Source organism: Kitasatospora sp. NPDC094016, assembly GCF_040304045.1.
GTDB lineage: Bacteria > Actinomycetota > Actinomycetes > Streptomycetales > Streptomycetaceae > Kitasatospora.
On the sequence record NZ_JBEOUK010000036.1, the window covers coordinates 1,076 to 13,932 of the forward strand.

General features: G+C 75.0%; 12 protein-coding genes and 1 pseudogene. 10 read left to right on the forward strand and 3 right to left on the reverse strand.

Going from position 1 to position 12,857, the window contains the following annotated elements:
• A pseudogene (locus tag ABT015_RS27600) lies at positions 1–600 on the forward strand (DEAD/DEAH box helicase); the annotation flags it as partial.
• Between the two features lie 180 nt (positions 601–780).
• Complete coding sequence (locus tag ABT015_RS27605; protein ID WP_350883675.1) at positions 781–1,659, forward strand: tetratricopeptide repeat protein; 879 nt, start codon at positions 781–783, stop codon at positions 1,657–1,659.
• A gap of 89 nt (positions 1,660–1,748) precedes the next feature.
• Here ABT015_RS27605 and ABT015_RS27610 read toward each other — a convergent pair whose 3' ends face one another.
• Complete coding sequence (locus ABT015_RS27610) at positions 1,749–3,119, reverse strand: DUF1015 family protein (RefSeq protein WP_350883677.1); 1,371 nt, start codon at positions 3,117–3,119, stop codon at positions 1,749–1,751.
• Between the two features lie 92 nt (positions 3,120–3,211).
• Between ABT015_RS27610 and ABT015_RS27615 the strand changes: the two genes are divergently transcribed.
• Together ABT015_RS27615 and ABT015_RS27620 are read left to right on the forward strand one after the other, a co-directional pair.
• On the forward strand, positions 3,212–3,811 hold the full coding sequence (locus ABT015_RS27615; protein WP_350883679.1) for a tetratricopeptide repeat protein: 600 nt from the start codon (positions 3,212–3,214) through the stop codon (positions 3,809–3,811).
• Between the two features lie 136 nt (positions 3,812–3,947).
• Positions 3,948–4,985, forward strand: a complete 1,038-nt coding sequence (locus ABT015_RS27620) for an HAD-IIA family hydrolase (RefSeq protein WP_350883681.1) — start codon at positions 3,948–3,950, stop codon at positions 4,983–4,985.
• Positions 4,986–5,065: 80 nt separating this feature from the next.
• On the opposite strand, the gene ABT015_RS27625 is transcribed toward ABT015_RS27620, so the two are convergent.
• Entirely contained in the window at positions 5,066–5,413 is a 348-nt protein-coding gene (locus ABT015_RS27625) for a sterol-binding protein (protein WP_350883683.1), read from the reverse strand.
• A 177-nt stretch (positions 5,414–5,590) separates the two neighbouring features.
• Between ABT015_RS27625 and ABT015_RS27630 the strand changes: the two genes are divergently transcribed.
• From ABT015_RS27630 to ABT015_RS27645, 4 genes are all read left to right on the forward strand, one after another.
• Positions 5,591–6,499, forward strand: a complete 909-nt coding sequence (locus ABT015_RS27630; RefSeq protein WP_350883685.1) for a histone H1-like repetitive region-containing protein — start codon at positions 5,591–5,593, stop codon at positions 6,497–6,499.
• Positions 6,483–6,671, forward strand: a complete 189-nt coding sequence (locus ABT015_RS27635) for a hypothetical protein (RefSeq protein WP_350883688.1) — start codon at positions 6,483–6,485, stop codon at positions 6,669–6,671. The genes ABT015_RS27630 and ABT015_RS27635 overlap by 17 nt, the downstream gene beginning before the upstream one ends.
• Positions 6,668–7,525 carry a TlyA family RNA methyltransferase gene (locus ABT015_RS27640; RefSeq protein ID WP_350883690.1) on the forward strand — a complete coding sequence of 286 codons (858 nt, stop codon included), beginning with the start codon at positions 6,668–6,670 and terminating at the stop codon, positions 7,523–7,525. The genes ABT015_RS27635 and ABT015_RS27640 overlap by 4 nt, the downstream gene beginning before the upstream one ends.
• Positions 7,526–7,618: 93 nt before the next feature.
• Entirely contained in the window at positions 7,619–8,527 is a 909-nt protein-coding gene (locus ABT015_RS27645; protein ID WP_350883692.1) for an NAD kinase, read from the forward strand.
• A 19-nt stretch (positions 8,528–8,546) separates the two neighbouring features.
• Here the strand turns inward: ABT015_RS27645 and yczR are convergent, their stop codons facing one another.
• A complete protein-coding gene (gene yczR / locus ABT015_RS27650; protein ID WP_350883694.1) occupies positions 8,547–10,046 on the reverse strand; it encodes a MocR-like transcription factor YczR in 1,500 nt (499 codons plus the stop codon).
• Positions 10,047–10,178: 132 nt separating this feature from the next.
• On the opposite strand from yczR, the gene yczE reads away from it, so the two are divergent.
• Both yczE and recN read left to right on the forward strand, forming a co-directional pair.
• Positions 10,179–10,874, forward strand: coding sequence for a membrane protein YczE (gene yczE / locus ABT015_RS27655; RefSeq protein ID WP_402449820.1), 696 nt, complete (start codon positions 10,179–10,181; stop codon positions 10,872–10,874).
• A gap of 88 nt (positions 10,875–10,962) precedes the next feature.
• A complete protein-coding gene (gene recN / locus ABT015_RS27660; protein ID WP_350883782.1) occupies positions 10,963–12,696 on the forward strand; it encodes a DNA repair protein RecN in 1,734 nt (577 codons plus the stop codon).
• Positions 12,697–12,857: the final 161 nt, after the last annotated feature.

The window sequence follows — 12,857 nt, forward strand, 5'->3', positions numbered from 1 at the left end:
TTCAACCGTGACCGTGGCGACCGCCCGTCGGGTGGTTTCAACCGCGATGACCGTGGTGGCGACCGTGGCGGCTTCCGTCGTGACGACCGCCCCTCCGGTGGCGGTTTCAACCGTGACCGTGGCGACCGCCCGTCGGGTGGTTTCAACCGCGATGACCGTGGTGGCGACCGTGGCGGCTTCCGTCGTGACGACCGCCCCTCCGGCGGTGGCTTCAACCGTGACGACCGTCCGCGTCGTGACGACCGTCCGTCCGGTGGTTTCAACCGCGATGACCGTGGCGGCTTCCGCCGTGACGACCGCCCGTCCGGTGGCGGCTTCAACCGTGACCGTGGCGACCGCCCCTCGGGTGGTGGCGGTTTCCGTCGCGATGACCGTCCGAGCGGGTTCAACCGTGACCGTGACGACCGTCCGCGTCGTGACGACCGTCCGTCCGGTGGTTTCAACCGCGATGACCGTGGTGGCGACCGCGGTGGCTTCCGTCGTGACGACCGCCCGTCCGGCGGTGGCTTCAACCGTGACCGTGGCGACCGCCCCTCGGGTGGTTTCAACCGCGATGACCGTGGTGGCGACCGTGGCGGTTTCCGTCGTGACGACCGCCCGTCCGGCGGTGGCTTCAACCGTGACCGCGGTGACCGTCGGGACGACCGCGGCGGCTACCGCGGCAACCGCGACGACCGCCGTGACGACCGGGGCGGCTACGACGACCGTCGTGGCAACTACGAGCCCGTCAAGCGCCTGCCGATCCCGGAGGACGTCACCGGCTTCGAGCTGGACGGGGACGTGCGCCAGGAGCTCAAGAGCCTTCCCAAGACGCTCGCGGACGACGTCGCCCGCAACCTGGTGATGGTGGCCCGCCTGCTCGACACCGAGCCGGAGGAGGCCTACCAGTTCTCCCGCGTCGCGCTCCGTCTGGCCTCCCGCGTGGCGGCCGTCCGTGAGGCGGCCGGTTTCGCCTCGTACATGACGCAGCGGTACTCCGAGGCGCTGACCGAGTTCCGTGCCGCCCGTCGGATGACCGGCCGTGCGGACCTGTGGCCGGTGATGGCCGACTGCGAGCGCGGTCTGGGCCGCCCGGAGCGGGCACTGGCGATGGCCGGTGAGCCCGAGGTGAAGCAGCTGGACAAGGCCGGCCAGGTCGAGATGCGTCTGGTCTCCGCCGGCGCCCGCTCCGACATGGAGCAGTTCGACGCGGCCGTGGTGACCCTGCAGAGCCCGGAGCTGGCCTCCAGCGCCGTGCACCCGTGGACCGCGCGTCTCCGGTACGCCTACGGCGAGGCGCTGATCGCGGCCGGCCGTGGCGACGAGGCCCGTGACTGGTTCGCGAAGGCGGCCGAGGCCGACACCGACGGCACGACCAACGCGGCGGAGCGCCTGGCCGAGATCGACGGCGTGGAGTTCGTGGACGCGCTCGACCCGGAGATGGCCGAGGAGGAGTTCGAGCAGGCCGACGCCCCGGCGAAGAAGCGCGGCGGCGAGGCCTCCGATGACCGCGTGATCTTCGAGGACGAGGAGAACGTCGAGGAGTACTACGACGAGGACGACCTCGAGATCGACGAGGAGTTCGACGGCGTGGTGCCCGCGCGCGCCACCGAGGCCAAGGACGAGGCCAAGGACGAGGTCAAGGCTGACGCCGAGGCCAAGGGCGACGCCCGCAGCTGAGCGGCTCCGGCCGACGAGTGAGGCCCTGCCCGCTTCCCCTGGAATTCAAGGGGGAGCAGGCAGGGCCTCTTCGCGTTCCGCTGGGGAACCTAGCCCAGTTCGAGGTTGCGCAGTACCAGTCCGGTGGCCGGCTTCGGCCCGAAGGAGGTGGACTTGCGCGGCATGGTGACGCCCTGCTCGGCGAGCCTGCGGACCACGCTCTCCCGGACCGGGTGCAGCAGGACGGCGGTGCCGCCGGTGCGCGCGGCCTCCTGCTCGGCGGCCGCGGCGGTGTGCAGGTAGCCGATGTCGTCCGGGCCGTCGGGGACGTGCCAGGTGCGGTCGAGCAGGGTGGCGTGCAGGACGGTGGCGTCCAGGTGGCGCCACTCCTCGGGCCGGTCGTGCGGCACGGTGGCGTCGAGCAGTGCCTCCTCGGGCTCGCCGAGCAGCCAGTACACGCCGTCCCCGCCGGTCAGTATGAAGCCGTTGCCGCCGTGCCGTTTCTGTTCGGCGAGTGCCTGGAGGGCGGCGGTCAGCGGGCCGGGGACCTCCTTGACCTTCCACTGGTCGCCGAGCCTCTCCAGCGCCTCGGCCACCGGCAGCCGGTACAGCACCCGGTGGATGGCCCGGACCCGCAGCGGGTAGCGGGCGGTGTCCACCAGGAGCACCAGACCGCGGTCCCACGGGCTGCGCGGCAGGTGGCGGTGCTCGCGCTGGAGGCGGAGGTACATCTCCCAGCGGTGGTGGCCGTCGGCGATCAGGGCCCGGCAGGTGGCGAGGTCGCGGCTGATCTCGGCGATCTCGGCGGGGTCGGCGACGGCCCAGAGGCGGTGGTGGGTGCCGTCGCTGGTGGCCGTGGAGAGCAGCGGCTCGCCCTGGACGGTCCGTTCGATGACGCCGGAGGCGCCGCCGCCGCCGCGGTAGGTGAGCAGCAGCGGTTCGAGGTTGGCCCGGGTGGTGCGCATCAGGCCTACCCGGTCGGCGACCGGCCGCGGCATCACGTCCTCGTGGGGGAGGACCACGCCGGCCTCGCGACCGCTCACCGCGAGCGCGCCGATCAGCCCGCGCTGGAGCAGTTCGGGGGAGTCGCCGGTGGCGGGCACGCGCTGCTCGTAGACGTAGAGCGCGGGCGCCGGGTCGGCGGCGAGGATCCCCTCGCGCTGCCAGGCGGCCAGGAGCCGGGCGGCGTGCCGGTACTTGGTGTCGCGGTCGGGCCGGTCGCCGACGTCCTCGGGCTCGGGCCTGGGCAGGATCAGCCGGACCACGTTGTGCGGGTCGGCGGTCTCCAGGTCGAGCCGGCGGCCGGGGTCGACGACGTCGTACGGCGGTGACATGACCGCGGCCAGGGCGCCGACCCGATCGGGGACGTAGCGCAGGCCTCGGAAGGGTGACAGGGACAGGCCTGCGGTGGCGACGTGCCCGGGATCGCCGGGGCCGCCCTCGGGAGTCTCGACTCCGTCTTCTGCACTGGGTGTGCTCATTCTGGGCATCGTAACCGGGTACGCGTTGTTGAGAGATCGGAATACCCGTGCTGACCTGTGGGACGGGTGTGCGACCGAGGGCGAGGTACCGCATGGACGACGGGCAGGAACGGCTGGACGGCAACGGCCCGGCCGAGCAGGGCGGGCCGGACGGCGCCGCTGGCGGGGGCGCTCCGGCGCACGGCGGCGTGCCGGCGCAGGGGCGTTCCGGCGAGCCGACCGGGGACGTGTACGACTGGTTCCGGCGCGGCGGCAGGCTGCTGGCCCAGGGCAACCCGGCGGCCGCCGAGCAGCTGCTGGTCCGGGCGGCAGCGGCCGAGCCGCAGTCGCGCAGCATCCGGGAGACGCTGGCGCGGGCCCAGTTCGACACCGGTTCGTACGCGGCGGCGCTGGAGAACTTCCGGGCCGTCGCGCTGGCCGATCCGTCGGACGACTACGCTCAGTTCGGGTGGGGCGTCGCGGCGGCCAGGCTGGGCGACTTCGAGACGTCCGCCGAGCACCTGGCGCTGGCCGTGGCCATGCGGCCGGGCACCGAGCACTACCAGGCGGCGCTGCGGCAGACCAGGGCGACCCTGGCGGCCCGCGCCGGGGCGTTCGGCCCGCTGCTGCCCGGGGCACCCGGGTACCTGGCGCCCCCGCCGGGCCCGGACGGGGCGCCGACGGGCGACGCCGGTGTGGACGACGAGGTCTGACCGGCTCGGGGCCCGCCCCACTCAAGGGCCCGCCCCACTCAAGGGCCCACCCCGCTCAAGGGCCCACCGGCTCAAGGGCCACCCGCTCGGGGGCACCCGAGGAAGCGAACGACGCAGTGAATGAGGTAGCGCAGCCATGACCGAGACGGCCACCACCGTGCGACGGACCGCCCCCGGCGGCAGCGAGCAGCCGCTGACCGAGGCGTACGACACGGCGCTGCTGGACCTGGACGGCGTGGTCTACGCGGGCCCGCACGCGATCGAGCACGCCGTGGACGCGCTGGCCGCCGCCCGGACGGCCGGGATGCGGCTCGCGTACGTGACCAACAACGCCTCCCGGCCGCCGCGGGTGGTGGCCGAGCACCTGACCGGACTGGGCGTGCCGGCCGAGCCGGCCGACGTGATCAACTCGGCGCAGGCGGCCGCCCGGGTGGTTGCCGAGCAGGTGCCGGCCGGGGCGAAGGTGCTGGTCGTGGGCGGCCCGGGGCTGGAGGAGGCACTGGCCGAGCGCGGGCTGGTCGCCGTCCGCTCGCTGGCCGAGGAGCCGCTCGCGGTGGTGCAGGGTTACGACCCGTCGGTCGGCTGGGCTCAGCTGGCGGAGGCCGCGTACGCGGTGCAGCAGGGGCTGCCGTGGGTGGCCTCCAACACCGACCTGACCATCCCGACCGCGCGCGGCATCGCGCCCGGCAACGGGACGCTGGTCGCGGCGGTGCGGGCGGCTGCCGGGGTGGACCCGGTGGTGGCGGGCAAGCCGCAGCCGCCGATGCACCGGGAGACCGTACTGCGGACCGGCGCGCGGCGGCCACTGGTGGTCGGCGACCGGCTGGACACCGACATCGAGGGCGCGTTCAACGGCGGGGTGGACAGCCTGCTGGTCTTCACCGGGGTGACCACCCCGGCACAGCTGCTGACGGCCCCGGCCGAGCACCGGCCGACCTACCTGTCGGCGGACCTGCGCGGGCTGCTGGAGCCGCACCCGGCGGTCACGACCGGGGCGGACGGCTTCGGTTGCGGCGGCTGGGTGGCGTCGGCCGCTGGTGGCGTGCTGCGGCTGGATGGCGGCGGGGACCGCTGGGACGGTCTGCGGGCGCTGTGCGCGGCGGCGTGGACGGCGCTGGACGCGGACGGCGCGCCGGCCGACGGGCGCAAGGCTTTGGCCGAGCTGGGGTTCTGAGCCGCCGCACGGCGCTCAAGGCGAGGGCGGTCGGGTCCGGAGTGCTCGGGTCCGAGAGGGAAGGACCACGGCGGCCGGGTTCAGAGCAGGGTGCGCAGCCGCAGCAGGTCGCGGAAGCCCGCCTCCAGCCGGATCCGGCCGCCCGCCCAGGCGGACGCGAAGTTGAGCCCGCCGAAGACCACGGCGACCAGGTCGTCGCTGCTCATGGTGAGCCGGATCGCCGCCTTCTCGGCCGGGGCGCCGGGGGCCGAGGCGAGGTCGTGGATCCGGCCGTCACGCAGTTGGCCGGTGAAGGTCAGGTCGAGGTCGGTGATCCGGCAGCTGAGCGAGCGGTCGAGGGCGGCCGCCTTGCGGACGTCACCGGTGGACTTCGCCATGTTCCGGCTGAGCTGTTCCAGTGCCCCGCGGCACTCCTCGGCGTTGGCCATGGCGGTGGTTCCCCTCCCTGGGTTCCCTGGTGGTCGTGGCAGGTGACGGCGATGGTCCCTGCCGGGCCACGGTACCGCAGCCGGGTTTTGGCGGTAGCGTCGTCGGTGGGGTGCCCGGATCGGCCCGGGCACCGACGGCGACGGAGCGATGCGCGCAGGCGCTAAGGAGGCACCCGGATGCTGCCGAGGACGGTGCGGGGAGTGGTGGAGGTCGCCGCCGGGTTGGCGGAGGAGGTCGGCAAGCGGGTCGTCGGGACGGCGGCCGTGATCCTGGAGCGGACCGGGGTCGACGTCACCGAGGTCGAGCGCCGGCTCGGCGGGCAGTTCCCGCCGTCGGCCAGGACGCTGCAGACGCTGGCGGAGGAGGCGGTCACCGCCGGGCGGGCCGGGGTGGACCTGGCCGTCGGGGTGGCGCGCGGCGAGGTGGAGAAGGCCTTCGAGAAGGTCGGCGACCAGGTGATGAAGGTCGGGGTGGTGCTCGCCTACCTGGAGAGCAAGCTGCGCGAGGTCGAGGAGGACGCCGAGCCGGCGGTGCGGTCGGCCGGGGTCGACGAGGCGGCGGAGCCGACGCCGGCGCCCCGGGCGGACGACCTTTTCGGGCGCGGTTGGGAGCGAGCGGACGAGCAGCCGGCGGCCCCGGCGGCGGGGGAGCCGATAGTGGCCGAACGGGTGGAGGTGGACGAGCCGGTCGAGGTCGACCCGCCCGTCCCGCCGGTACGGCCGTCGGTACCGGGGAAGGCCGCCGCGAAGCGGACCCCGGCGAAGAAGCCCGCAGCGGCGGAGCCGGCTCCGGCGGAGCAGACCTCGGCGGAGAAGGCTCAGGCGGAGAAGGCCCCGGCGGCGGGCCGGGCCGGGGCGAAGAAGTCCCCGGCGAAGAAGGCGGCGGCCAAGAAGCCGGTGGCGAAGAAGACGGCCGCCAAGAAGACGACCGTGCGCAAGACGGCCGTCAAGAAGACCGCCACCGCGCAGCAGGCCGCCGCCGAGCAGGCCGCGCAGCCCAAGGCGCCCGCGAAGCGCACGGCGACGAAGAAGACCACCGTCCGCAAGGCCACCAGCACGAAGAAGCCCGATGACCGGACCAGCTGAAGCCGTCGAACCGCTCGGCGTGGAACCGACCCCGACCGGCCACCCCGTCGTGGACGCCGCGCTGGCCCGGCTGGAGGCCCTGGACGGGGTCCCGGCCGAGGCACACGTCGAGGTGTACGAAGATGTTCACCAGCGGCTGGCCGACACGCTGGCCGCGCTCGACCAGGAATGACCCTGGAACGACCCGCAGGACCCGTAGGAGCTGAAACACCAGTGGCAGTGGCACGACGCCGACTCGACGCGGAGCTGGTCCGCCGCAAGCTGGCCCGGTCGCGTGAGCACGCGTCCGAGCTGATCGCGGCCGGCCGGGTGACCGTCGGAGGCACCACCGCGACCAAGCCGGCCACCCAGGTGGAGACCTCGGCGGCGGTCGTGGTGGCCAAGGACGACAACGACCCCGACTACGTCTCGCGCGGCGGGCACAAGCTGGCCGGGGCGTTCGCCGCCTTCGTCCCGCAGGGCCTGGTGGTCGAGGGCCGCCGGGCGCTGGACGCGGGCGCCTCCACCGGCGGCTTCACCGACGTCCTGCTGCGGGCCGGCGCGGCCGGCGTGCTGGCGGTGGACGTCGGCTACGGGCAGCTCGCCTGGTCGCTGCAGAGCGACGAGCGGGTGACGGTGATGGACCGTACCAACGTCCGGGAGCTGACCCTGGAGCTGATCGGCGGCACCTCGGTCGACCTGGTGGTCGGCGACCTGTCGTTCATCTCGCTGGGCCTGGTGCTGCCCGCGCTGGCCGCCTGCGCGGCCGGGGACGCGGACCTGGTGCTGATGGTCAAGCCGCAGTTCGAGATCGGCAAGGAGCGCCTGGGCAGCGGCGGGGTGGTGCGCAGCCCCCAGCTGCGCGCCGAGATGGTGCGCCAGGTCGCCGGGCAGGCGTGGGAGCTCGGGCTGGGCGTGCGCGCCGTCACCGCGAGCCCGCTGCCGGGCCCGTCCGGGAACGTGGAGTACTTCCTGTGGCTGCGCCGGGACGCCCCGCAGCTGGATCCCGCCGAGGCGGACCGGGCCGTCGCGGAGGGGCCCCGATAGGGTGCTGTGGGGGCGTCCGGTCCGTCATGCTGTGTGACGCGACCGTACCGGGGCCGAAGGCGACCCGGCAGGCGTGAGGGAGAGGGCAGCGGCATGAGCGATGAAGAACGTACGGTCTTCCTGATCGCGCACACCGGCCGGGCGGCGGCGCTGCGCAGCGTCGAGGCCCTGGTGCACGGGCTGCTGAAGGCGGGCATCCGGATCAGACTGCTCGCCTCCGAGGCACTGGACCTGGACCTGCCGGACGGGGTCGAGAAGGTGGCCGGGGGGCCGGGCGCGGCGGACGGCTGCGAGCTGATCCTGGTCGCCGGCGGGGACGGGACGCTGCTGCGCGGGGCGGAGCTGGCCCGCGAGCACGGGCTGCCGATGCTCGGGATCAACCTGGGCCGGGTCGGGTTCCTCGCCGAGGCCGAGCGGGACGACCTGGCCGTGGTGGTCGAGCGGGTGGTCGACGCCGACTACGAGGTCGAGGAGCGGATGACGATCGACGTCATCGTCCGCACCAACGGCGATGTGGTGCACCGGGACTGGGCGTTGAACGAGGCGTCGATCGAGAAGGCGTCCCGGGAGCGGATGCTGGAGGTGGTGACCGAGGTGGACGGCCGCCCGGTCTCCAACTTCGGCTGCGACGGCGTGGTGTGCGCGACGCCGACCGGCTCCACCGCGTACGCGTTCTCCGGCGGCGGGCCGGTGGTGTGGCCGGAGGTGGAGGCGCTGCTGATGGTGCCGATCTCCGCGCACGCGCTGTTCGCCCGCCCACTGGTGACCTCGCCGGACTCGGTGCTGGCCGTCGAGGTGCAGCCCAAGACCCCGCACGGCGTGCTCTGGTGCGACGGGCGGCGCACGGTCGAACTGCCCGCCGGCGCACGGGTGGAGGTCCGCCGGGGGCAGACCCCGGTGCGCCTGGCCAGACTGCACCGGGCGCCGTTCACCGACCGGCTGGTGGCCAAGTTCGCGCTGCCGGTGACGGGTTGGCGCGGGCGGGCGAACACCCACTGCTGACGGATCGCCGGTCGGCCGGTCAGATCGCCAGCGGCGGGGTGTCGGCGGGCGGTCCGTACCGGCCGCCAGCCGTCGCCCGGGCGGCTGTCTCGGCGAGCCGCTGCACGGCGGCGGGGACGGCCGGGGCCGGCACGGTGAGCGGGATCCGGATGTGGTGCTCGAACGCGCCGTCCGAGCCGAACCGGTTGCCCGAGGCGATCCGCACCCCGGCGCGTTCCCCGGCCCGGGCCAGCGCCGCGCCGGACAGCCCGCCGGTGGACACCCAGAGCGAGAGGCCGCCGGGCGGCGGCGTGAACGACCAGCCCGGCAGGTGCTCGGGCAGTGCGGCGGCGAAGGCGTGCGCCGTCGCCCGCAGCCGGTCCAGTTGGTGCGCCCGGACGGCGGGCAGCGGCTCGCCCAGCAGTTCGGCGGCGATCAGCTGCTCCAGGACCGGCGTGCCGACGTCGCTGTAGACCCGGTCGGTGGCCAGCCGGCGCACCAGTGCGGGCGCGGCCCGGACCCAGCCGATCCGCAGGCCGCCCCAGAGCAGCTTGCTGGCCGAGCCGACGGTGACCACCTGGGCGGAGCGGTCCAGCGCCGCCATCGGGCGCGGCAGCGGGGCGGACTCCGGTACGCCCCAGCCGAGTTCGGCGGTGGTTTCGTCGACCAGGACGACGCTGCCGGCGGCCCGGGCGGCGGCCAGCAGCTCGCGGCGCTGCTCCTCACCGATCAGCGCGCCGGTCGGGTTGTGGAAGTCCGGGATCACGTAGGCGACCTTGGGCGCGGCCCCGCGCAGCACCCCGCGCCACTCGGTGAGGTCCCACTCGGGCTGGGGGCGGTAGCCGTACGGCACCGGCACCAGGCGGGCGCCGGTGATCCGGAGCGCCTGAAGGGTGTGGGCGTAGCTGGGCGCCTCGACGGCGACCCGGTCGCCGCGGCCGATCAGCGCCCGCTGGACGAGGTGCAGCCCGCCCATCGCGCCGGTGGTGACGAGGATCTGGTCGGGGGTGGTGGGCAGGCCGCGCTGGGTGTAGCGGCGGGCGAGGGCCTCGCGCAGCACCGGGACGCCGGTGGGGTAGTGGCCGTGCCCGGCGGCGTAGCAGGGCAGCTGCTCGACGGCCCGGACGGTGGCCTCGCCGAGGAAGGGTTGCGGGGCCGGCAGGGCGGCGACGCCGAGGTCCAGGGTGCTGCCCTGCTCGTCCGGGGGGACGGGGTGCAGCGCGTCGCTGGGCGGCGGGGCGCCCTCGGGCAGGGTGGTCCAGCTGCCGGCGCCGCGGCGGCTGAGCAGGTAGCCGTCGGCGCGCAGGGTCTCGTAGGCGGTGGCGACGGTGGTGCGGCTCAGCTCCAGGGCACCGGCGAGTTCGCGTTCGGCGGGCAGCCGGGCGCCGACCGGCAGGCGGCCTTCGGTGACCAGCAGCCGGATCTGCCCGGCGAGGGTCCGGTAGGCGGGGCGGCGGGCGGCGGCCGGTTCGGGCAGCCGGGCGGCGGCGAGCAGCCGGGCGAGCGCGGGCGGGGTGACGGTGGTGTGCCAGTCGGCCAAGGCTGATCAGTCCACTTGCTCGAAATTGGCCCTGGAGTGGGCTCTATTGGCCCGACCATCATGGCAGTGCGGCCGTCGAGTCCGCCACCGCCGGGGCCGCCCGGGGTGCAGCACCACCCGCAGGAGCGCCCGATGGCCACCACGACCACGCCCACGACCACGTCCGGACCCGCCCGGGAGGCCGCCCGGCCCCCGCTCGCCGCCCGGGTGCTCGGCGACACCCACGCCCTGGGCCGCCGGATCCCGCAGCTCGCCGTCGGCCTCTACCTGTACGGCGCGAGCATGGCGCTGATGCTGCGCTCCGGCCTCGGCCTCGACCCGTGGGACGTCTTCCACCAGGGACTGCAACGCGTCGCAGGCCTCTCGGTGGGCACCTGGGTGACCATCTGCGGCGCCCTGGTCCTGCTGCTGTGGATCCCGATCCGCCAGCGCCCGGGTGTCGGCACCGTCGCCAACGTGCTGGTGCTGGGCGCCTCGATGGACCTCACGCTGCGGCTGGTCGACGGCCCGCACGGGCTGCCCGCCCGGATCGCGCTGATGGCCGCCGCGATCGTGCTCAACGGCCTGGCCACCGGCCTCTACATCGGTGCCCGCCTGGGCCCTGGCCCGCGCGACGGCCTGATGACCGGCCTGCACCGGCGCACCGGGCGTTCGCTGCGGCTGATCCGCACCGGCATCGAGGTGACGGTACTGGTCGCCGGCGTCCTGCTGGGCGGCACCGCCGGGGTCGGCACGGTCGCGTACGCACTGGCGATCGGCCCGCTGGTGCAGATCTTCCTGCCGTGGTGCACGGTGCCGGGACCCGGGCAAACGCCCCGCAAGGGGTGAACTTCCGGGCACGGAGTTGCCGCGCGGCGTTGCCGCTCGTCGCGCGCCGGGGGTGGAACCTCGTAAGGTCGTCTCCGTGTTGGACGAGATGCGGATACGGGATCTTGGGGTCATCGACGACGCGGTGGTCGAGCTCGCCCCCGGCTTCACCGCCGTGACCGGTGAGACCGGCGCCGGAAAGACCATGGTCGTGACCAGCCTCGGCCTGTTGCTCGGCGGCCGCGCCGACCCGGGCCTGGTGCGCAACGGGACCGGACGCGCCGTCGTCGAGGGCCGGCTGGAGCTGCCCGCCGGCTCCCCGGCGGCGGTCCGCGCGGCCGAGGCCGGGGCCGAACTGGACGAGGGCGCCCTGCTGATCAGCCGGACCGTCTCCGCCGAGGGCCGCTCCCGGGCGTACGTCGGCGGGCGGGCCGTCCCGGTCGGGCTGCTCACCGAACTCGGCGAGGAACTGATCGCCGTGCACGGCCAGACCGACCAGCAGCGGCTGCTGCGCCCGGCCCGCCAGCGCGGCGCGCTGGACCGGTACGCGGGCGAGGCGGTGGCCGAGCCGCTGGCCCGCTACCGGGAGACCTACCGGAGCCTGCGCGAGGTCTCGGCCACCCTGGAGGAGCTGACCACCCGGGCCCGTGAGCGCGCGCAGGAGGCCGATCTGCTGCGCTTCGGCCTGGACGAGATCGCCGCCGCCGAGCCGGTCGCCGACGAGGACACCGAGCTGGCCGCCGAGGCCGAGCGGCTGGGCCACGCCGACGCGCTGTCCTCCGCCGCGACCCTCGCCCACGCCGCCCTGGCCGGCGACCCGGCCGACCCGGAGGCACTGGACGCGGGCACCCTGCTCGCGCAGTCCCGCCGCGCCCTGGACGCCGTGCGCCACCACGACGAGCGCCTCGCCGGCCTCGCCGACCGCCTCAACGAGGTCGGCTACCTGCTCGCCGACGTGGCCGGCGACCTGGCCGGCTACGCGGACGACCTGGACGCCGACCCCGTCCGGCTCGCTGCCGTCGAGGACCGCCGGGCTGTCCTGGCCCAGCTGCTGCGCAAGTACGGCGGCCCGGAGAACTCCCTCGCCGAGGTGCTCGCCTGGGCCGAGGTCGGCTCCGCCCGGCTCGCCGAACTCGACGGCGACGACGACCGGATCGACCAGCTCGGCGCCCAGGAGAGCGCACTGCGGGCCGAGTTGGCCGAGCTGGCGGCCGAGGTGTCGGGCGCCCGGCAGGCCGCGGCCGGGCGCTTCGCCGAGGCCGTCTCCGCCGAACTCGCCGAACTGGCGATGCCGCACGCCCGGGTGACCTTCTCGATCGCCCAGGTCGACGACCTGTCGGGGATCGAGGTCGACGGTCGTACCGTCGCCTACGGCCCGCACGGCGTGGACGAGGTCGAGGTGCTGCTCGCCCCGCACCCCGGCGCCCAGCCCCGCCCGATCGCCAAGGGCGCCTCGGGCGGTGAGCTGTCCCGCGTGATGCTCGCCGTCGAGGTGGTCTTCGCGGGCGCCGACCCCGTTCCCACCTACCTGTTCGACGAGGTGGACGCGGGCGTCGGCGGCAAGGCGGCGGTCGAGATCGGCCGCCGGCTGGCCAAACTGGCAGAATCCGCCCAGGTCGTGGTGGTCACCCACCTGCCGCAGGTCGCCGCCTTCGCGGACCGGCACCTGGTGGTCGAGAAGACCAACGACGGCACCGTGACCCGCAGCGGCGTCAAGGTGCTGAACGACGAGGAGCGGGTGCGCGAACTCTCCAGGATGCTGGCCGGCCTGGAGGACTCCGAGCTCGGCCGGGCCCACGCCGAGGAACTGCTCGCCGCCGCCCGGGCCCCGCGCCACCGCTAGCACTTCGCGTCGAGCGCCCGGCCGGACCTGCTGCGACACGCCCTGGCCGGGCCACCCGACCCGCCGACAGGGTCGGGTGGCCCTTGCGGACGGAAGGCGACGCGCCCCTGGTGGCGCCGACTGTCCAAGAGGGCCGCCGACCTGGCATGGTGGCGGCTGGA

What these genes read in the sequence shown, in the direction of transcription:
- ABT015_RS27620 (WP_350883681.1), top strand. Translation starts at nt 3,948, where the DNA reads ATGACCGAGACGGCCACCACCGTGCGACGGACCGCCCCCGGCGGCAGC.
- ABT015_RS27645 (WP_350883692.1), top strand. Translation starts at nt 7,619, where the DNA reads ATGAGCGATGAAGAACGTACGGTCTTCCTGATCGCGCACACCGGCCGG.
- yczE (WP_402449820.1), top strand. Translation starts at nt 10,179, where the DNA reads ATGGCCACCACGACCACGCCCACGACCACGTCCGGACCCGCCCGGGAG.
- ABT015_RS27635 (WP_350883688.1), top strand. Translation starts at nt 6,483, where the DNA reads ATGACCGGACCAGCTGAAGCCGTCGAACCGCTCGGCGTGGAACCGACC.
- ABT015_RS27610 (WP_350883677.1), bottom strand. Translation starts at nt 3,119, where the DNA reads ATGAGCACACCCAGTGCAGAAGACGGAGTCGAGACTCCCGAGGGCGGC.
- ABT015_RS27615 (WP_350883679.1), top strand. Translation starts at nt 3,212, where the DNA reads ATGGACGACGGGCAGGAACGGCTGGACGGCAACGGCCCGGCCGAGCAG.
- ABT015_RS27630 (WP_350883685.1), top strand. Translation starts at nt 5,591, where the DNA reads ATGCTGCCGAGGACGGTGCGGGGAGTGGTGGAGGTCGCCGCCGGGTTG.
- recN (WP_350883782.1), top strand. Translation starts at nt 10,963, where the DNA reads ATGCGGATACGGGATCTTGGGGTCATCGACGACGCGGTGGTCGAGCTC.
- ABT015_RS27625 (WP_350883683.1), bottom strand. Translation starts at nt 5,413, where the DNA reads ATGGCCAACGCCGAGGAGTGCCGCGGGGCACTGGAACAGCTCAGCCGG.
- ABT015_RS27640 (WP_350883690.1), top strand. Translation starts at nt 6,668, where the DNA reads ATGACCCTGGAACGACCCGCAGGACCCGTAGGAGCTGAAACACCAGTG.